Raw genomic sequence first — 18228 nt, forward strand, 5'->3', positions numbered from 1 at the left:
GCGACGGCGGCTCGCTGTTCGGGGCGCCGGGGATCGGCGGGTTGACCAGCTCGGTGACCTTGTCGACCGCCTTCTCCACCGCCGCCTTCACGACCTTGCCTGGCTTCTTGCTCGCCACTGCGTCCTCCTACCGCACAGGAATGTCAGTGAGGCAGTACCCGGTGGTCCGCGGATGCCAACCACTTGGCCCACAAACGTTTGGAGCGATTTCGAAGGGGTAGCCGATCGCGTCCGAAACGGGCTCACGTTCAAGGGAGTCGTCATGTCCCGAACCGAAACGGCGCGGCGTGGCACGATCCAGACCGCCGCGATGGCCGTGGCCGCGGTGTTCACCCTGGTGGGCATCGCCGGGTTCATCCCCGGCCTGACCACGAACTACGAAGCGCTGGAGTTGGCCGGCCACGAGTCCCAGGCGATGCTGCTGGGGCTGTTCGCGGTGTCGGTGTTCCACAACGTCGTCCACCTCGCCTTCGGCGTGGCCGGGTTCCTGATGGCCCGCACGGCCGGCGGCGCGTACTGGTACCTCGTGGGCGGCGGAGCGGTCTACCTGGTGCTGTGGCTGTACGGGTTGGTGATCGACCACGACAGCGAGGCCAACTTCGTGCCGTTCAACACGGCCGACAACTGGCTGCACCTGTTCCTGGGCGTCGGCATGATCGGGCTCGGTCTGGCGCTGGGCCGCGGCCGGGTCGCGCGCAGGCACTGATCGGGGTGCGGTATTCCCGGTGACGGCGAAACGGTGGGCATCGCAAGCGCGATGCCCACCGTTTCGCTGAGGCGGCTTCTCAGCTCGCCGGTTGCAGCAGGACCTTCTGGGCTCCGTGGAGCTTCTTCTGGAACATCTCGTAGGCGCGCGGTGCTTCGTGCAGCGGCAGCCGGTGGGTGGCGAAGTCGTCGACGCCGAGAGGGTCGTCGGTGCCGGAGAGCAGCGGCAGGATCTCGTCGACCCAGCGCCGCACGTTCGCCTGTCCCATGTGGAGCCTGACCTGCTTGTCGAACAGTTCCATCATGGGCATCGGGTCGATCATGCCGCCGTACACGCCGGACAGCGAGATCGTGCCGCCGCGCCGCACCGAGTCGATGGCGGCGTACAGCACGCTCAGCCGGTCGATGCCCGCCTTCTCGGTGATGAGCGCACCGGCGGCCTTCGGCAGTGCGGCCACCAGGTTGTGCGCGATCCGGGCGGCCGGTGCGCCGTGCGCCTCCATGCCCACCGCGTCGATGACGGAGTCCGCGCCCCGGCCCGAGGTGAGCGCGCGGACGGCGTCGCCGATGTCGTCGTGGTCGCGCGTGTCGAGCACCGTCGCCCCGTGCGCCTCGGCCCTCGCCAGGCGTTCGGACACGAGGTCGATCCCGATGACCTGTCCGGCGCCCTTGTGCAGGGCGACGCGGGCGCACATCTGCCCGATCGGCCCGAGACCGAAGATCACGACGGAGCCGCCCGCCGGGATCTCGGCGTACTCCACCGCCTGCCAGGCCGTCGGCAGCACGTCGGACAGGTAGACGAACCGGTCGTCCGGTGGCCCGTCCGGAACCTTGATCGGCCCGTACTGCGCCTGCGGCACCCGCAGGTACTCGGCCTGGCCGCCGGGCACCTGCCCGTAGAGCTTCGTGTAGCCGAGCAGCGCCGCGCCCTTGCCCTCGCTGGTGACCTGGGTCGTCTCGCACTGCGACTGCAGGCCGCGCTCGCACATGAAGCAGTGGCCGCAGGAGATGTTGAACGGGACGACCACGCGGTCGCCGGCCTTGAGCGAGGTGACCTCCGCGCCGACCTCCTCCACGATGCCCATCGGTTCGTGTCCCAGGACGTCGCCCTCGGTCATGAACGGGCCGAGCACCTCGTACAGGTGCAGATCCGAGCCGCACACACCCGTGGAGGTGACTCGGATGACGGCGTCCGTAGGGGACTCGATCCGCGGATCGGGCACAGTGTCCACCCGGACGTCGCGCTTGCCGTGCCAGGTGACCGCCTTCATCGGCGCTCCTTCCCAAAAATCACAGTTGTGGGGCGGGTGCCCTCGTCACGGGCTCGCAAACACGCGAAGTCACGTTGTTTCAAGGCGTTGTAGCAGGCCGATTCCACGTTCGTGATGTTGCTCAGGACGCGGGGCGTGTACGCGCCCCAAGACGACACCGCGCTTCTGCTCGAAGCGCTCCACGCGGCAGCGATCCCCCAGGGCGCCCGCGTTCTGGACATCGGGACCGGCACGGGCGCCCTCGCGCTGGCCGCCATGCGCGCCGGTGCCTCCGATGTGACCGCCGTGGACGTTTCCCGGCGTGCCGTGTGGACGGCGCGGATCAACGCGGTGATGAACCGCACGCCGATCCGCGTCCGCCAGGGCAACGTGCTCGACGTCGTGCGGGACGAGAGCTTCGACCTGGTGCTGGCCAACCCGCCGTACGTGCCCGCGAACCGCGTCGCGCGAGGACCGGCGCGGGCGTGGGACGCCGGTCTGGACGGTCGCGAACTCCTGAACCCCTTGTGCGCACGATCTTTCGACCTGCTCGCGCCCGGCGGCGTGCTGCTGATGGTCCACTCCGCACTGTGCGGAGTGGACACGACGTTGCAGCAGTTGCGCGAGTGCGGGCTGAAGGCCTCGGTCGTGCAACGGCGCCGGGTGCCGTTCGGGCCGGTCATGCGGTCCAGGACGGCGTTCCTGGAACGGCACGGCCTGATCGAGCCTGGACAGCGCGACGAGGAACTGGTGGTGATCCGAGGTGACCGAACCCCGCTCGCGCAGGGTGACGATCGTGCCGAACGGCCCTGTGCTGGTTGAGGGACCGGTCGAGCTCGTCACGGACGACGGCGTCACGCACACCAGCGACCGGTTCGTGGTCGCGGTGTGCGCGTGCCGGCGCAGCAAGCGCTATCCGTTCTGCGACACCAGCCACCGCAGGCGGGTCCGCAGTGACGACTCGCCCGACTCCCAGGACGACAGCAGGTGAGCGGCCAGGCGTGACTCGAGGTGTTCCGTCGCCTGGATGCCGAACACGACGTCGGCCCTGAGCGACGGTTCCTGCTCCAGCAACGAACCGATGACGTCGTTGCGCATGATCTGCTCGTGCACGGCGTCGGCCTCGATGTGTTCGGTGAAGAACTCGGCACATCGCGGGTCGGCGCCCAGGCGCTCCAACGCCTGTGCCATGCGCCGGGCACTCGGCGCCGTCGTGATCTCGGCCGCGGCGAAGTGACCGACCAGGGCGCCGCGCAACGACCGGTGCAGGCCGAACAGCGACATCATGTTGACGATCGCGATGGCGGGCGCCGGCACGTCGTCGAGGTAGTGCAGGTAGTCGGAGGACATGCCCGCGCCTTCGAGCAGGTCCGCGTAGAGCCGTGAGTGCATGCGATCGGCCCGCCCGCCGCCGAACTCGTCGAACTCCACCGCCACCAGCGCGGCCTTCGCCCTGCCCCGCAACCGGGGGATGACCCACGCGTGCGGGTCGGCTTCCTTGTGGTGGTACACCGAACGATGCGCGAAGTACTCGCACATCTGGTCCCAGGTCCCGTCGTCGCGCAGGTGGTGCGACACCCCGCTGCCGGGAACGTGCTCGACCAGGAGGTCTCCGAGGACTGTGTCGAGGTCGTCGCCGCCGTCCACGTCGGACCGGAGCCGGCTGAGGAAGACGTCCTCGACGCGCGCCCGGAGCCGCAGCAGTTCCGGATCCCACTCCCAGCCGGGGTGCACGCCGTCGAAACCGCCGTAATGCAGCTCGTACAACGTGTGCAGGGCGATGGTCAGGTCCTCGCCGTACGGGTCGGCGTCGGTGAACTCGATGGCACGTCCGCCCGGTTCGCCGTTCAGCGTGGCGACGACCTGCTCGGACAAGGGGCCGCGTGGCGATGGTAGTTGCACCCCGGAGTCATACCCGCGCGGCGACGAGCTCACGCACGAGTGCGAGTTCGCCGCGCTCCTCCAGCGCGGGCGTCACGTGCTCGACCAGGTCGTCCAGCAGGACGGTGGCGGGCACGCGGCACTCCTGCCAGGGATCGACCCCGGCGCCGTCGATGCCGTACCTGGACGCCGTCCACACGGCGGCGGCGAGCACGTCGTCGCGCACCGCGGGAGGTTCCGCGCCTTTCTGGACGTCCTCGTAGGCGGCGTGGACGAGAGCACGGGACAGCGCGGCCTGCAGCATCGCGCCGTCGACCTCCGCGGCTGCGTCCGCCGCGCGGAACTCCACGGTCGGCAGCCGGGAGGCGAGCCGCACGAGCCAGAACGACTGCGCCGCGTCCACGAGCGTCCCGCACGTCACCATTCTGGAGACGTGGGCGTCGTAGTCCCGCGCGTCGCGGAACAGCGGGGGCACGCCCGAGCCCGGAAACCTCGACTGCAGCACCATCCGCCAGCTCCCGTAGCCGTGGTCGGGGGAGTTGGCGGACAGGGCCAGCAGGGTCGGTAGCCACGGCCGCACGTGGTTCAGCACGGCCACCGCGGTTTCGCGGTCCGGCACACCGACGTGCACGTGGCAGCCGCTTGCCTCGTAGTCCTCGACGACGCCCGCGTACGTGTCGAGGACGCGGTGGAACCGTGCGCCGTCCGCGACGACCGAACGCGTCGAGGCTTTGACCGGCGTGCCACGGGAGATCAGCTCCAGGCCTTCCGCACCGGCAGCGTCGGCGAGCATCGAACGGGCCTGCGCGAGCGCCTCGCCCAGAGCGGCGACGCTGGTGCAGGGCCCGGTCGCGGCCTCCACTTGAGTTCCGGCCAGCTCCGCGTGGAACTTCGTCATCTCGGTGTCCCGCACCCGCGCCAGCACGGCATGCGCGCGCATCACCGTTCGCTGGGAAGCCGCGTCGACGAGCAGGAACTCCTCTTCCACCCCAACGGTGTCAGCACACGCATCCCGCAAGTGCCCATCTCCGCTCTCCCTGGACGTCGCTGCCCGAGTACCCCCGTGCGATAGGGGTGAACCACAACGGGGTACTCGGCCCGGTATGGACGACAAGACGATCGAGGCTCTCGGCAAGCTCCGCAAGGCGCTGGAGACCACCGAACGCGCGCGAGGTCACCTGTACTCGTTCCACCAGCTCACCGGCACCGCCGACTTCGAGCTCGGTGACGCGGTCACGGCGCTGCGCGAGGCGGGGCACGAGGAGCACGCGAACCGCGTCCAACGGGAGCTGCTCGGCCGCAACGTCCTTCCTGGACGGTGGACCTTCCAGATCGTCGAGGAGTACGACGACATGTACCACGACGTGTTCCGCGACGTCGAACGCGCCGTGCGGAACGACCTGGCGGACGGCGAGCGGCACGGCCTGGAGAAGCAGCTCAAGCGCGAACGTCAGCGGCTCAGCGCCGCCGCGTACTCGGAGAACCCCGGCAGGACCGACCGATGACCCCTTGCGACGGGTGAGCGGACACGTGTTTTTCGCCATTTACGCACCGATCCGGAGATCATCACCTATCGGGTGATCTTGTCCGCCTCCGGCCGTGCGGATCCGGCGCGACGTTCCTACGGTCCTGCCCAGCGGTCGTGAGACCGCCGCACCACCAGGGTTCGCCGTGCGCTCACCTGTCCAGCGGCGCGCCTTGTCCATGCCATGGACGAATCCCTCGTCGGACAGGCGCCCTCGCGGGTGAGAGCGGGACGAGGTGCCAAAGGGACATGCGTCATCTTCGTGGCAACATCACCAGTCGCGTCGTGCTCATCGCCTTCTCCGCGACGGCTCTCGTCACCACGTTCGGCACGGTCGCCTCAGCCTCGGCCCCGGTCGACTGGGACCGGATCGCGCAGTGCGAAAGCGGGAACAACTGGTCGACCAACACCGGCAACGGCTACTACGGCGGACTTCAGTTCAGCCAGTCGACCTGGCAGGCCAACGGCGGCTCCGGCCACGCCCACCAGGCGTCCCGCGAGGAGCAGATCCGCGTCGCGGAAAACGTTCTGCGGACCCAGGGCCTGGGAGCGTGGGGCGTGTGCGGACGCCGCGCCACAGGCGGAGAGCAACCAGTGCGCCAGGGCCACAGCCCGGCCGGCCGCAAGGCCGCGTCGCGCGTGGTGCCGCTGGCCGCGCCGTCCACGAGCAATCCCGACGGCGACTACACGGTCAAGTCCGGTGACACGCTCAGCAGCATCGCCGAGGAGCTGCGCGTCGAGGGAGGCTGGCAGGCGCTGGTCGCCAAGAACGCCCGGTTCCTGACCAACCCGGACCTCATCAGGCCGGGCGACAAGATCGCGACGAAGTGACGTCCGGCGCGGGACCTGTCGGCCACAGGTCTCGCGCCGTCACGAAGACCTGCCGGCGAGCTCGGGCAACGGGGTCACCACGCCGTCACGCGCGGTGCGGGCGCCGATGTGCCTGCGGCGCACCAGTTGCCCGACCGCCAGCACGACGTAGAGCCCGGACAGGACGAGGATCACCACGCGGTTGGCGGCGTCCGGCAGCACGATGCTGGCCGTGAACTGGGCGGCGAACAGGACGAACAGCGTCGTCGCGCCGATCGTGGTGAGACCGAGGTTCGCCAGGATGCTCACCGCGAACAACGACTGGGTGGCGGTGAGGAGCAGTTCCAGGCGCTGGTGCCCGTCCAGCGGCAGGCCGTGCGTGCCTCCGCTGGAGATCGCGAACACGATCGGGATGGTGCCGACCAGCAGCGTCCACTGGTTGACCTTGCTGGACAGCAGCGTGCCCAGCGAGTGCGAGGCCATCAGCCGGGCGGCGTAGAGGCAGGCGACGATGAGCTCCGGTGACTCGCTCGCCAGCGGCGCCACCCATTGCACCAGCAGGAACTCGTCCACGCCGAGGCTCTTGCCGGTGTCCACGAGGTTCTGGGCGAAGTGCTCGGCCGTGGCGAGGATGACGACGCCGGCGAAGGTGAACATGCCGATCACCCACCAGCGCCGCGGCCTGCGTTCCTGACGGCCCACCCACTCGGACACGCCGAGCAGCTTCGGCTCCTCCACGGGCGCTTTGGACAACCGCCAGGCGTAGCCCGCGAAGATCGCGAGGAAGACCGCGGCGTCGACCATCGTGAGCGACGTGCGCAGCGGCAGGCTCAGCGAGTACAGGGTGGCCAAGGCGAGGAACACGACCTCGACCGACATGACCGGCGCGAGCTCGATCCGTCCCTCGTGGGTCGACGCGCTCTCCCGATGGGCCCGCCGGACCGCGAGCGCGCCCACGAGCACGACCAGGGGCCAGCCGAAGCCGACGAGCACCCGGTTGGCACCGGTCATGTTCGCCAGGGCGAGCGAACACGGGTCCGCCTCACCGGGAGGCGGCACGCAGGTGCCCTCACGGGCGAACTCCTGGCCCGCCTCCCACGTGAACACCAGGTCCACCGCGTACTCGGGCAGCACGGCCACCAGTGCGAGCACGGCGATGGCCAGTCCGGCGCTGACGTCCACCTGGGCGGTCTCGGCGGCCCAGGCGAGCACGAAGGCCGCGCCCACGATGGCGATGCCGAAGACCAGGGCCGCCAGCGGGGGAGCGACGTCGGGATGCGGCCACCCCAGGTACTCCGCCGCTCCCAGGTAGCTGCCCGGAAGTGCGGCGAGCGCGGCGAGCGGGAGCCGTGCCGGAAAACCGCGCCGGTCCTCGTCCGCCAACGGGGTCACGACCGGTCCGTGCCGGACGACAGCACGGCCAGCACCTCGGACGGAGAGGAGTAGTGGCGGTAGGGCAGGTGGTGCAGCCGGCGGCGGACGTCGATGCCGAGGTCGTGGACCTCGGCACAGATGACGATGCGCACCTTGTCGGCCGGATAGGACAGTTCGTCCAGCACCTGCCGCAACTCGGTCTCCTCGTCCTCGGTCTCCATGTCAGCCGAGTACCCAGCACTGAAGTGCGAAAACCAGCTCAGCCTTGGCGCAGCCACGCCGCCAGGTCGTCGAAACCGTTGCGCACAGCGGCATCCACCGGCGTGACCGGTTCCCACGGAGGCAACCAGTGCACGTCCGCACCCGACGCCAGCAGACGCTCGGCGCACTCCCGTTGACCACCGTGGCACGCGCCCCAGAACGCGATGTTCACGTCATCCGGAGAGGCGCCGACGAGGAGTTCGCCGAGCCGGTCGGACAACCCGAGCGTCGCCGCATCGGTCAGCGTGACCGCCGCGCCCCGCTCGACGAGCCGGTGGGCCGCGCGCCACTGGGCGAAGGCCCGCGCGTCGGCCAGCGGAGTGCCACCGCCGACCACCGCTCCGTCGGCATCGATGTCCGCGCCCGCGTCGAGCAGCGCGTCGAGCACCTCGACGTCATCGGCGCTGGCGGCCCAGTGCAGCGGCGTCTCGGTGTGCGCGCCCTGGAACCGTGCGTTGACATCGGCGCCGGCCGCGACCAGCACTGCCACGGTGTGCGCGCCGCGGGGGCGGTGAGCGGGCCAGTCCGTCAGCACGTGCAACAGGGTCCGCGCACCTCCGTGCTCGTCGACGATCCGCGCGGTCGCCAGGCCCGCGTTGTCCGCCAGCAGTCGTCGCAAGGTGGTGAGGTCGCCGTCGCGGATCGCGGCGGAGACGGTCAGGGCCAGTGGATCGTCGTGTCGCACTGTCGTCCTCTGCGGTCGGAGGGGCTGGTGCTGTGGCGCGAAACCGTGCCAGGCGCATTGTCGCGAAGGGCTGTCCCGTAAACAGTCCTGGACGGATACGGGCTGGCTGCACGGGGCTTGGCTCTTGAACGCAGCATGACCCGCGACCTTCCGGAATCGCGGAACAACCCTCAGGAGTTCGTCCAGCGGACCATGTCCGCGAACGTCACGTTGCCGCCGCACACCACGACGCCCAGCCGCGCACCAGGACCGACCCGTTCGAGCACGGCGGGCGCCGCCGCCACCAGGCACCCGGCGGCGGGCTCCGCCCACACCTTCTGCGTCTCGGCCAGCGTCACCGACCCCCGCACGGCATCCGCGTCGGACACGACCAGGACGTCCTCGACCAGCGCGACGGTGTGGTCGTACGTCAGCTGGGACACGTGCGGCGCCGAGAGGGTCGAGACGATCGACGTCGGCGCGATCTCCACCGGGCCACCCGCGGCGAGTGCGCGGTGCATCGCGTCCGCCCCCTCGACCTCGACGCCCCACACGCGCACGCCGGGCACGAGCGCGTGGAACGCCGTCGCGATGCCCGAGACGAACCCGCCGCCGCCGATGCTGACCAGCACGTCGGTCACGTCCGGCGCGTCGGTCGCGAACTCCAGGCCCGCGGTGCCCTGGCCTGCGACCACGACCGGGTCGTCGTAGGGGTGCACGAGCGTCGCGCCCGCCTCGACCAGGTCGTTCAGCAGCGCGAACGCCGCCGCCAGGCCGTCGGTGAGCCGCACGTCCGCACCGGAGGCCCGCGCGAGCTCGACCGAGCGCGCGGGCGCCGTGGAGGGCATCACGACGGTCGCGGCCACGCCGAGTTCGTTCGCGGCGGCGGCCAGCGCGATCCCGTGGTTGCCGCCGCTGACCCCGACGACACCGGCCGCCCGGTCCTCGGCGGACAGCGAGAGGATCTTCGCGAACGCGCCGCGCGTCTTGAACGAACCGCTGCGCTGCAACAGTTCCAGCTTCACCGTCGTCGGAACGCCCAGCAGCGCGGACAGTCCCGGCGAGGAGACCGTGGGCGTGCGCAGCACCCGTCCGTCGAGCACCTCGGCCGCGGCCCGGACGTCGTCGATGGTCAGCAGGTCCGCCATGGCACCACCCTAGGGTGCGCCGGATCGCGCACCCCTCACGGCAGGTCGCAGCAGCGATCCGCAGAAGCTCCTCCAGGGTGGCCATTGCATCCGTAGAAGCGGAACCTAAGATGTGTGAGTGTCGAATCTGCGGATCGGCGTCGAGGTCGACCGCCAGGAGGCTCGGAACATGCCCAGAATCGCGAACAGCGTCCTCGTGGCCGCCTCGGCCGCGCTGGTGCTCGCGGGGTGCGGCTCCGGCGACCAGGCCACCGCGTCCGGGGCCGTCGCCGGTGACGTCACCGTGTTCGCGGCGGCGTCGCTGACCGAGACGTTCACCCGGCTGGGCGAGGGCTTCGAGGCCGCCCACCCCGGCACGAGGGTCAGGTTCAACTTCGGCGGCAGTTCGGCGCTCGCGCAGCAGCTCGACCAGGGCGCGCCCGCCGACGTGTTCGCGAGCGCCGCTCCTGCGAACATGAAGCAGGTGACCGACACCAGGACGATCACCGAGGCGCCGAGGACGTTCGCGCGGAACCGGCTCGCCATCGCGGTGCCGAAGGGCAACCCCGGCAGGATCGCCGGGCTCGCGGACTTCGCGGACACCGGCAGGAAGATCGCGCTGTGCGCGGAGCAGGTGCCGTGCGGCGCCGCGTCGAAGAAGGTCTTCGAACTGGCCGGGGTCACGCCCGCGCCGGACACGCTGGAGCAGGACGTCAAGGCGGTGCTCACCAAGGTCTCGCTCGGTGAGGTCGACGGCGCGCTCGTCTACCGGACGGACGTCGAGGCCGCGGGTGACGAGGTCGAGAGCGTCGAGTTCACCGAGTCGGCGCAGGCGGTCAACGACTACCCGATCGCCCCGCTGGCCAAGGCGCGCAACCTCGTGGCGGCCAAGGCCTTCGTGGACTTCGTGCTGTCCGGCGAGGGCCGCGCGGTGCTGAGCGCGGCGGGCTTCGACAGCCCGTGACGCGCAACCGAGTGCGAGGACGGCTGCCCGTCGTCCTCGTCGTCCCCGCCGTGATCGGCCTGGCGTTCCTGCTGGTGCCGCTTGCCGGGCTGCTCGTGAAGACGCCGTGGACCTCGCTGTCCACTTTGCTCAGTGCGGAAGTCGGTGAAGCGCTGCGGTTGTCGTTGATCTGCGCTTCCCTGGCGACGGTGCTGTGCCTGTTCCTCGGCATCCCGCTGGCCTGGCTGCTGGCGCGGTCCGGCTTGCCGGGACGGGGATTCCTGCGCGCGCTCGTCACCGTGCCGCTCGTGCTGCCACCGGTCGTCGGCGGTGTCGCGCTGTTGCTGGTGCTGGGCCGGCGCGGGCTGATCGGCGAGCACCTCGACGCCTGGTTCGGCATCTCGCTGCCGTTCACCACGGCCGGGGTCGTCGTCGCGGAGGCGTTCGTGGCGATGCCGTTCCTGGTGATCTCGGTCGAGGGCGCGCTGCGGGCCGCCGATCCGCGCTACGAGGAGGCGGCGGCCACGCTGGGCGCCTCCCGGTGGCTGACGTTCCGGCGGGTGACGCTGCCGTCGGTGCTGCCCGGGGTGGTGGCGGGCGCGGTGCTGTGCTGGGCGCGGGCGCTGGGGGAGTTCGGTGCGACGATCACGTTCGCGGGCAACTTCCCCGGCGAGACGACGACCATGCCGCTGGCGGTCTACCTCGCCCTGGAAACGGATCCGGACGCGGCGATCGTGCTGAGCATCGTGCTGTTGCTGGTGTCCGTCGGGGTGCTGGCCGGTCTGCGTGACCGGTGGATCAGCGGGCCGACATGACCCTGACCGCTGATCTGCGCGTCACGCGCGGCACCTTCACCCTCGACCTCGGCCTGACGATCGCACCGGGCGAGGTCGTCGCGCTGCTCGGCCCGAACGGCGCCGGCAAGTCCACCGCGCTGCGCGCTCTGGCGGGCCTGCTCCCGTTGACCTCAGGGCACATCACCGTCGGCGAGTCCACCTGGGACGGTGCGGATGCGTTCGTGCCCGCCGAGAAACGGCCGATCGGCGTGGTGTTCCAGGACTACCTGCTCTTCGCGCACATGTCCGCGCTGGAGAACGTCGCGTTCGGCCTCAGGGCCCGCGGCACGCGCCGGAACGAGGCACGGGCAGAGTCGGCGCGCTGGCTCGGACGGGTCGGGCTGGACGGCTACGCCCAGACCAGGCCGCGCTCGTTGTCGGGCGGGCAGGCGCAACGGGTCGCTTTGGCCCGTGCCCTGGCCACCGGTCCGAGCCTGCTGCTGCTCGACGAACCGCTCGCGGCGCTGGACGCGAGCACCCGCCTGCAGGTCCGTTCCGAACTGGGGCGGCACCTCGCGGACTTCGGCGGCCACACGCTGCTGGTGACGCACGACCCGTTGGACGCCATGGTGCTGGCCGACCGGCTGGTGATCCTGGAAGGCGGCCGCGCCGTGCAGACGGGGCCGCCGGCGGAGGTCGCCCGCCAGCCGCGCACCGACTACGTGGCCAACCTCGTGGGCCTGAACTTCTACCGCGGCACCGCATCCGGCACCGAGGCCGGCCTGGACGGAGGCGGCACGCTCACGATTCCCCGGCCCGTCGACGGTCCGGTGCACGTCGTGTTCCCGCCCAACGCCGTGAGCCTGCACGCCGAGCGCCCGGAGGGAAGCCCGCGCAACGTCTGGCCGGTCACGGTCGAGGGGATCGAACAGCACGCGCACACCACCCGCGTCCGCCTGGACGGCGCGCCGAACGTGCTCGCGGACATCACGACGGCCACTCTCGCCGATCTGCGGTTGCGGCCGGGAGACGCGTTGTGGGCCGCGGTGAAGGCGACCGAGATCCACGTGTACCCGGCCTGACGGCTTGATGGCCGCGGGCCGGTGCGCGACCGGCGCAGGGCACGCCACCCGCTGGAAGGCGCGACCGAACTCGCCCGGTCGCGGGAAACGAGACGAACGAGGTCGCTCACGCCCGCGCCGAACTGCTCCGCCTGCGCGGCGGCGGTCCCGCCCCGGTGTGATCCAAAGCCCGCAGAACGGCGGTGGCCGAGGCGGTTCGCCAGAGCTTACGGTGGACCCGTGACGACCACGGCGGATGTTGTGAGCCAGGCGGACGAGAAGATCCGGCGTCTGGAATCCCAGCTGGTTCGCGAGTACGGCGACGTGCCACCGAGCCTTGTGCACGAGTGGATCGAACGTGCGCGCGCACGGTTCGGAAGTGCGCGGCTGCAGGACTACGTGCCGTTGTTCGTGGCCCGTGAGGTGCGGGCGTCGGCGCGTGCGTTCCCGGTCGAGGCGACGGAGGGAACGTTCCTGTCGACCTGGGCGCGCAACACCGCCCGCCGCCTGCTCGCCGCCGAGCTGCCCCGTCGCTGGGCGCACACGGCCGGGGTGGCGCGCCGTGCCGAACACGTGGCACGCGTCCTGCCCGAGGAGGAACGCGAGCTGCTCGTCGCCGCGGCCTGGGTGCACGACATCGGCTACGCCGCCGAGGTGAGCGACACCGGCCTGCACTCGCTCGACGGGGCCCGCTACCTGCGCCGGGCGGGCGTCTCGGAACGGATCTGCGGCCTGGTCGCGCACCACTCCGGCGCGGCGGCCGTCGCCGAGCTCGTCGGCCTGGCAGGCGAGCTCGGGGAGTTCCCGGACAACCGCGGCCGCCTGCGGGACGCGCTCTGGTACTGCGACATGAGCACCGGCCCCGACGGCAGCCCGACGACGGTGCAGGGCAGGCTCGCCGAGATCCGGCAGCGGCGGGGACCGGAGGACCCGGTGGTCCGCGCGCTCGCGATGAACGGCGACGAACGCCTCGCGGCGGTCCGGCGCACCCACCGGCTGCTGCGCCGGGCCTCCTGAGCTGAACGGTCGTCTACGGTGGCGGCATGCTGGACCTGAGCCCGCGGCCGGGCGACCTGGAGCCCGTCGAGACCGCCTCGATCGACGAGCTGCGGGCGTTGCAGCTCGAACGGCTGCGGTGGTCGGTCCGCCACGCCTACGAGAACGTGCCGCACTACCGCGCCTCACTCGACGCGAGCGGTGTGCACCCCGACGACGTGAAGTCGCTGGCGGACCTGGCGAAGCTGCCCTTCACGACCAAGTCCGACCTGCGGGACAACTACCCGTTCGGCATGTTCGCCGTCCCGCGCGAAGAGGTCGCCCGCGTGCACGCCTCGTCGGGAACGACCGGCAAGCCGACCGTCGTCGGCTACACGAAAGCCGACCTGGACACGTGGGCGAAGGTCGTGGCGCGCAGCATCCGCGCCGCGGGCGGCCGGGCCGGGCACGTCCTGCACAACGCCTACGGCTACGGCCTGTTCACCGGCGGACTCGGCGCGCACGCGGGCGCGGAACTGCTGGGCTGCACGGTCGTCCCGGTGTCCGGCGGCATGACCGAGCGCCAGGTCCAGCTGATCCGCGACTTCGAGCCGGACGTCATCATGGTGACGCCGTCGTACATGCTCTCGATCATCGACGAGATGGAGCGTCAGGGCGTCGACCCGCGCACCACCTCGCTGAAGGTCGGCATCTTCGGTGCCGAGCCGTGGACGAACGACATGCGCCACGAGATGGAACGCCGCCTCGACATGCACGCGGTGGACATCTACGGACTGTCCGAGGTGATCGGGCCGGGCGTGGCGAGCGAGTGCGTCGAGACCAAGGACGGCCTGCACGTCTGGGAGGACCACTTCTACCCGGAGATCATCGATCCGGTCACCGGGGAGGTGCTGCCCGACGGCGAGGAGGGCGAGCTCGTCTTCACCTCGCTGACCAAGCAGGCGATGCCGATCATCCGCTACCGCACCCGTGACCTGACCCGCCTGCTGCCGGGCACCGCGCGGAGCATGCGCCGCATCGAGAAGATCACCGGCCGCACCGACGACATGATCATCCTGCGCGGCGTGAACCTGTTCCCGACCCAGATCGAGGAGCTGATCCTGCGGGTTCCCGCGCTGTCGCCGCACTTCCAGTGCGTGCTGAGCCGCACGGGCAACCTCGACGACCTGACCGTGCTCGTGGAGCGCCGCGAGGACGCCGCGGCCGGCGACGCGGGGGAGGAGCTGCGGCGGCTGGTGAAGAACTCGATCGGCGTCACCGTCGCGGTGGACGTCGTCGCGCCGGGCGGGATCGAGCGGTCCGTCGGCAAGATGAAGCGGATCGTGGACCGCCGGCCGAAGCGCTGATCAGCAGGTGACGCACGAGTCACAGCATTTACTTGAAGATTGAACTATCTTGGACGGCATGAAGAAGATCGGTTTTCTGTCGTTCGGGCACTGGACGGACAGCCCGCACTCGCAGACGAGGTCGGCGGCCGACACGTTGCTGCAGTCGATCGACCTGGCCGTGGCCGCCGAGGAGCTGGGTGCGGACGGCGCCTACTTCCGCGTGCACCACTTCGCGCGGCAGCTCGCCTCGCCGTTCCCGCTGCTCGCCGCGATCGGCGCGAAGACCGACCGCATCGAGATCGGCACCGGCGTGATCGACATGCGCTACGAGAACCCGATGTACATGGCCGAGGACGCGGGCGCCGCCGACCTCATCTCCGGCGGAAGGCTGCAGCTCGGCATCTCGCGGGGATCGCCCGAGCAGGTCATCGACGGCTGGCGGCACTTCGGCTACGGCCCCGGTGAGGGCGAGACCGACGCCGACATGGCCCGCATGCACGCCGAGCTGTTCCTGAAGGTGCTGGAGGGCGGCGGCTTCGCGGAGCCGCACCCGCGCCCGATGTTCCCGAACCCGCCCGGCCTGCTCCGCCTCGAACCGCACGCACCGGGCCTGCGCGACCGGATCTGGTGGGGCGCGGGTTCCAACGGCACGGCTGCCTGGGCGGCCCAGCAGGGCATGAACCTCATGAGCTCGACCCTGAAGTTCGACGAGGGCGGCGCGCCGTTCCACGTGCAGCAGGCCGACCAGATCAGGGCGTTCCGCAAGGCCTGGACCGAGGCCGGCTGGGAGCACGAGCCGCGCGTCTCGGTGTCGCGCAGCATCTTCGCGCTCACCACGGACCTCGACCGCATGTACTTCGGCGGCGACGGCAAGAGCAAGGACTCGCTCGGTTTCATCGACGGCCCGCAGAAGGCGATCTTCGGCCGTTCCTACGCCGCCGAGCCCGACGTACTGGTCGAGCAGCTGGCGGGGGACGAGGCGATCGCCGAGGCGGACACGCTGCTGCTGACCGTGCCGAACCAGCTCGGCGTCGAGTTCAACGTGCACGTCCTGGAGAACATCCTGACGCACGTGGCACCGGCGCTGGGCTGGCGCTGACGGGACCTGACCCGCGGGGGAGCCGCTGACCCGTTCGTGGCGAACGGGTCAGCGATCTCTATTGCTTCAGTGTTGACCGAAAAGAATCATCGGCGGCGGTCGCGCACGTAGACCGCCGACTTCTTGCCCTGAACGCGGCGATCCACCTCGAAGAGCGTCGTCGCGGTGATCAGGTCGCTGAGCTTCGAGTAGCCGTACGTGCGGGAGTCGAACTCGGGGCGCTGCTTGGTGATGATGCTGCCGACCGCGGCGAGCGAGGCCCACCCGTCCTCGTCGGACGCCGCCTCGACGGCGTTGCGCAGCAGCTTGACCAGCGTGGTGTCGCCCTTGAGCTGAGCGACGGACACCGTCGACTTCCGCGTCAGCGGCGTCTCCGCGGGGGCCTCGGCCTCGGGGTAGGCGAGGTTCTCGACGTAGATGAACTTGTCGCAGGCCGCGACGAACGGCTTGGGCGTCTTGCGTTCGCCGAAGCCGTAGACGGTGAGGCCGGACTCGCGCAGGCGGGCGGCGAGGCGGGTGAAGTCGGAGTCGCTCGAGACGATGCAGAAGCCGTCGAAGCGGTCGGAGTACAGCAGGTCCATCGCGTCGATGACCATCGCGGCGTCGGTCGCGTTCTTGCCGGTCGTGTAGGCGAACTGCTGGATCGGCTGGATCGACTGGGCCAGCAGGTGGTCCTTCCAGCCCTTGAGGTTGGTGCCGGTCCAGTCGCCGTACGCGCGTTTGACGTGTGCGGTGCCGTACTTGGCGATCTCCGCCAGCAGCGCCTCGGTGATCGAGGGCTGGGCGTTGTCCGCGTCGATCAGCACCGCGAGTTTGACGGCGCTCTCATTGGCAGTGGCCACGGTCGTTCGCCTTTCAGGTGTTCAGCAGCCGGCTGAGCCACGTCAGCGAGGCGGTGATCTGGTGCGGGGAGAGGCCACGCCGCCGTTGTTCCTGGTAGATCTCGGGGGCCAGCGGTGCGAGCAGGACCTCGACCAGGCCCTCCGGGCCGGGCACGGCCGCGTCGCGCAGCAGCGTCAGCACGTGCAGCCGCCAGAAACCGTAGGCCCCCGTGCGGAACCGGACGTCACCGGTCTCCGCTCCGAGCACCAGGTGCAGGTGCCGCTCCAGCAGGCCCGTCATCGCCTCGTAGAACGCCGCGAGGCGCTCGTGCGGCGGCGCCCCCGGTCCCAGTGGTGGCGGACCGCCCATCAGATGTTCCTGCAGGACGCGTTCGTGCTCGTCCAGCAGTGCGGCGGCGACGGAGGACGGGTCGGGGTAGCGGCGGTAGAGGGTGGCGCGGCCGACGCCGGCGGCACGGGCGATCTCGTCCATCGTGACCTGGCGGGCGTCCTTGGCCGCGAACAGGTCCTCGGCGGCGGCCAGGACTCGCGCCCGGTTGCGCGCGGCGTCGGCGCGTTCCTTGGCCATGGGCGGATCGTACTCGATCACCAAGTAACTGGACAGCATGTCCACTTCATGCTTACCCTCGATTAGCGGACATTGTGTCCACTTATTGGGGGTTGTCGTGTACTTCGTGCTTCTGGGCTCCGCGCTGCTCGTCGGAGGCCTGCTCGCCGTGCAGGCGTCGGCGAACCTGCAGCTGACCAGGGCGGTGGGTACGCCGTACGGGGCGTCGGCGCTGCAGCTCGGCCTCGCGGCGGTGGTGCTCGCGGTGCTCGCCGCGGCGACCGGCGCGATCGGCGCGGTGGCGCTGGTGCCGGACGTCGAGCCGTGGCACCTGGCGGGAGGACTGGCCAGCCCGCTCTACATCACCAGCGGCATCCTGCTGTTCCCGAAGCTCGGTGCGCTCGCTACCGTCGGGCTCTTCGTGACCGGCCAGATGTTCCCGTCGACGGCACTGGACCTGTTCGGCCTGCTCGGCGTGCCGCGGCAGCCGCTGTCCGCGGGCATCGTGATCGGGGCCTCGGCGGTGCTCGCGGGCATCACCGTGCTCTCCCGGCCGGTGCGGGCCACGCGGGCAGGCTGGATCGGGCTCGGCATCGCGGCGGGTGCGGTGCTGCCCGTGCAGGGCGCGGTCAACGCCAGGCTGCGCGCCGACCTGCACGCGCCGATCGCCGTCGCTCTGATCAGCTTCGCCGTGGCGACGCTGGCCATCGCGGTGGTCCTGCTGCTCAACCGCACCCCGGCGCCGAAGCTGGTGCCGCTCAGGGACATGCCGTGGTGGGGCTGGCTCGGTGCCGGGTGTGCGGCGGCCTACGTCACCGCGACGTTCCTGCTGATCCCGGAGATCGGCGCGGCGACCACGGTCGCGCTCACCGTCACCGGGCAGCAGATCGCGTCGGCGGTGATCGACCACTGTGGACTGTTCCGGATGCCCCGCAGGCCGCTCACCTCCGCGCGGGTCTTCGGACTCGCGCTGCTCGTGACGGGCTCGCTGCTCGTCCAACTCGGGTGACCGGCGGCGTCGTGACCCGGTTGCGACACG

Annotated in this window: 21 protein-coding genes; 12 read left to right on the forward strand and 9 right to left on the reverse strand. The window is 70.7% G+C overall.

Annotation, left to right across the window (positions count from 1 at the left end; genetic code table 11):
- Positions 1-262: 262 nt before the first annotated feature.
- Positions 263-706: a DUF4383 domain-containing protein gene (locus SK571_RS22950; RefSeq protein ID WP_319986140.1), complete on the forward strand. Its 444-nt coding sequence runs from the start codon at positions 263-265 to the stop codon at positions 704-706.
- 79 nt (positions 707-785) lie between these two features.
- Here the strand turns inward: SK571_RS22950 and SK571_RS22955 are convergent, their stop codons facing one another.
- On the reverse strand, positions 786-1976 hold the full coding sequence (locus tag SK571_RS22955) for a zinc-dependent alcohol dehydrogenase (protein WP_319986141.1): 1191 nt from the start codon (positions 1974-1976) through the stop codon (positions 786-788).
- Positions 1977-2087: 111 nt separating this feature from the next.
- Here SK571_RS22955 and SK571_RS22960 point away from each other — a divergent pair, with 111 nt between their 5' ends.
- Positions 2088-2777 carry a HemK2/MTQ2 family protein methyltransferase gene (locus SK571_RS22960; RefSeq protein ID WP_319986142.1) on the forward strand — a complete coding sequence of 230 codons (690 nt, stop codon included), beginning with the start codon at positions 2088-2090 and terminating at the stop codon, positions 2775-2777.
- Entirely contained in the window at positions 2719-2946 is a 228-nt protein-coding gene (locus tag SK571_RS22965) for a CDGSH iron-sulfur domain-containing protein (protein ID WP_319986143.1), read from the forward strand. The genes SK571_RS22960 and SK571_RS22965 overlap by 59 nt, the downstream gene beginning before the upstream one ends.
- On the opposite strand, the gene SK571_RS22970 is transcribed toward SK571_RS22965, so the two are convergent.
- Both SK571_RS22970 and SK571_RS22975 read right to left on the reverse strand, forming a co-directional pair.
- Positions 2868-3830 (reverse strand): iron-containing redox enzyme family protein, encoded by a 963-nt coding sequence (locus tag SK571_RS22970; RefSeq protein ID WP_319986144.1) that lies wholly within the window; start codon positions 3828-3830, stop codon positions 2868-2870. The two genes, SK571_RS22965 and SK571_RS22970, sit on opposite strands and share 79 nt — an antisense overlap.
- Before the next feature lie 34 nt (positions 3831-3864).
- Positions 3865-4824: a carboxylate-amine ligase gene (locus SK571_RS22975; RefSeq protein ID WP_319986145.1), complete on the reverse strand. Its 960-nt coding sequence runs from the start codon at positions 4822-4824 to the stop codon at positions 3865-3867.
- Between the two features lie 115 nt (positions 4825-4939).
- Between SK571_RS22975 and SK571_RS22980 the strand changes: the two genes are divergently transcribed.
- Together SK571_RS22980 and SK571_RS22985 are read left to right on the forward strand one after the other, a co-directional pair.
- On the forward strand, positions 4940-5341 hold the full coding sequence (locus SK571_RS22980; protein ID WP_319986146.1) for a hypothetical protein: 402 nt from the start codon (positions 4940-4942) through the stop codon (positions 5339-5341).
- 269 nt (positions 5342-5610) lie between these two features.
- Positions 5611-6192, forward strand: coding sequence for a transglycosylase family protein (locus SK571_RS22985; RefSeq protein WP_319986147.1), 582 nt, complete (start codon positions 5611-5613; stop codon positions 6190-6192).
- A gap of 39 nt (positions 6193-6231) precedes the next feature.
- Here the strand turns inward: SK571_RS22985 and SK571_RS22990 are convergent, their stop codons facing one another.
- From SK571_RS22990 to SK571_RS23005, 4 genes are all read right to left on the reverse strand, one after another.
- The gene (locus tag SK571_RS22990) at positions 6232-7554 is read right to left on the reverse strand and encodes a sodium:proton exchanger (RefSeq protein WP_406602020.1); all 1323 of its coding nucleotides are present in this window, start codon (positions 7552-7554) and stop codon (positions 6232-6234) included.
- Positions 7555-7559: 5 nt separating this feature from the next.
- Positions 7560-7766: a DUF2795 domain-containing protein gene (locus SK571_RS22995; RefSeq protein WP_319986149.1), complete on the reverse strand. Its 207-nt coding sequence runs from the start codon at positions 7764-7766 to the stop codon at positions 7560-7562.
- Positions 7767-7804: 38 nt separating this feature from the next.
- Entirely contained in the window at positions 7805-8491 is a 687-nt protein-coding gene (locus tag SK571_RS23000) for an ankyrin repeat domain-containing protein (RefSeq protein WP_319986150.1), read from the reverse strand.
- A gap of 170 nt (positions 8492-8661) precedes the next feature.
- Entirely contained in the window at positions 8662-9618 is a 957-nt protein-coding gene (locus SK571_RS23005) for a threonine ammonia-lyase (RefSeq protein ID WP_319986151.1), read from the reverse strand.
- Between the two features lie 169 nt (positions 9619-9787).
- Here SK571_RS23005 and modA point away from each other — a divergent pair, with 169 nt between their 5' ends.
- From modA to SK571_RS23035, 6 genes are all read left to right on the forward strand, one after another.
- A complete protein-coding gene (gene modA / locus SK571_RS23010) occupies positions 9788-10561 on the forward strand; it encodes a molybdate ABC transporter substrate-binding protein (RefSeq protein WP_406602021.1) in 774 nt (257 codons plus the stop codon).
- Positions 10558-11355 carry a molybdate ABC transporter permease subunit gene (gene modB, locus SK571_RS23015; RefSeq protein ID WP_319986153.1) on the forward strand — a complete coding sequence of 266 codons (798 nt, stop codon included), beginning with the start codon at positions 10558-10560 and terminating at the stop codon, positions 11353-11355. The genes modA and modB overlap by 4 nt, the downstream gene beginning before the upstream one ends.
- Positions 11352-12398, forward strand: a complete 1047-nt coding sequence (locus SK571_RS23020) for an ABC transporter ATP-binding protein (RefSeq protein WP_319986154.1) — start codon at positions 11352-11354, stop codon at positions 12396-12398. The genes modB and SK571_RS23020 overlap by 4 nt, the downstream gene beginning before the upstream one ends.
- Before the next feature lie 219 nt (positions 12399-12617).
- Complete coding sequence (locus SK571_RS23025; protein WP_319986155.1) at positions 12618-13394, forward strand: HD domain-containing protein; 777 nt, start codon at positions 12618-12620, stop codon at positions 13392-13394.
- Positions 13395-13420: 26 nt separating this feature from the next.
- The gene (gene paaK / locus SK571_RS23030; protein ID WP_319986156.1) at positions 13421-14719 is read left to right on the forward strand and encodes a phenylacetate--CoA ligase PaaK; all 1299 of its coding nucleotides are present in this window, start codon (positions 13421-13423) and stop codon (positions 14717-14719) included.
- A 58-nt stretch (positions 14720-14777) separates the two neighbouring features.
- Entirely contained in the window at positions 14778-15800 is a 1023-nt protein-coding gene (locus SK571_RS23035; protein ID WP_319986157.1) for an LLM class flavin-dependent oxidoreductase, read from the forward strand.
- Positions 15801-15886: 86 nt separating this feature from the next.
- Here the strand turns inward: SK571_RS23035 and SK571_RS23040 are convergent, their stop codons facing one another.
- A complete protein-coding gene (locus SK571_RS23040) occupies positions 15887-16642 on the reverse strand; it encodes an NYN domain-containing protein (RefSeq protein ID WP_319986158.1) in 756 nt (251 codons plus the stop codon).
- A 13-nt stretch (positions 16643-16655) separates the two neighbouring features.
- A complete protein-coding gene (locus SK571_RS23045) occupies positions 16656-17210 on the reverse strand; it encodes a TetR/AcrR family transcriptional regulator (protein WP_319986159.1) in 555 nt (184 codons plus the stop codon).
- Positions 17211-17307: 97 nt separating this feature from the next.
- On the opposite strand from SK571_RS23045, the gene SK571_RS23050 reads away from it, so the two are divergent.
- On the forward strand, positions 17308-18198 hold the full coding sequence (locus tag SK571_RS23050) for a DMT family transporter (protein ID WP_319986160.1): 891 nt from the start codon (positions 17308-17310) through the stop codon (positions 18196-18198).
- Positions 18199-18228: the final 30 nt, after the last annotated feature.

This window comes from Lentzea kristufekii (assembly GCF_033949925.1).
GTDB lineage: Bacteria > Actinomycetota > Actinomycetes > Mycobacteriales > Pseudonocardiaceae > Lentzea > Lentzea kristufekii.

Excerpts from the sequence above, each read along its gene's own strand:
- SK571_RS22950 (WP_319986140.1), top strand. The coding sequence starts at position 263 with ATGTCCCGAACCGAAACGGCGCGGCGTGGCACGATCCAGACCGCCGCG.
- SK571_RS22955 (WP_319986141.1), bottom strand. The coding sequence starts at position 1,976 with ATGAAGGCGGTCACCTGGCACGGCAAGCGCGACGTCCGGGTGGACACT.
- SK571_RS22980 (WP_319986146.1), top strand. The coding sequence starts at position 4,940 with ATGGACGACAAGACGATCGAGGCTCTCGGCAAGCTCCGCAAGGCGCTG.
- SK571_RS22985 (WP_319986147.1), top strand. The coding sequence starts at position 5,611 with ATGCGTCATCTTCGTGGCAACATCACCAGTCGCGTCGTGCTCATCGCC.
- SK571_RS22995 (WP_319986149.1), bottom strand. The coding sequence starts at position 7,766 with ATGGAGACCGAGGACGAGGAGACCGAGTTGCGGCAGGTGCTGGACGAA.
- SK571_RS23005 (WP_319986151.1), bottom strand. The coding sequence starts at position 9,618 with ATGGCGGACCTGCTGACCATCGACGACGTCCGGGCCGCGGCCGAGGTG.
- modA (WP_406602021.1), top strand. The coding sequence starts at position 9,788 with ATGCCCAGAATCGCGAACAGCGTCCTCGTGGCCGCCTCGGCCGCGCTG.
- SK571_RS23020 (WP_319986154.1), top strand. The coding sequence starts at position 11,352 with ATGACCCTGACCGCTGATCTGCGCGTCACGCGCGGCACCTTCACCCTC.
- paaK (WP_319986156.1), top strand. The coding sequence starts at position 13,421 with ATGCTGGACCTGAGCCCGCGGCCGGGCGACCTGGAGCCCGTCGAGACC.
- SK571_RS23035 (WP_319986157.1), top strand. The coding sequence starts at position 14,778 with ATGAAGAAGATCGGTTTTCTGTCGTTCGGGCACTGGACGGACAGCCCG.
- SK571_RS23045 (WP_319986159.1), bottom strand. The coding sequence starts at position 17,210 with ATGGCCAAGGAACGCGCCGACGCCGCGCGCAACCGGGCGCGAGTCCTG.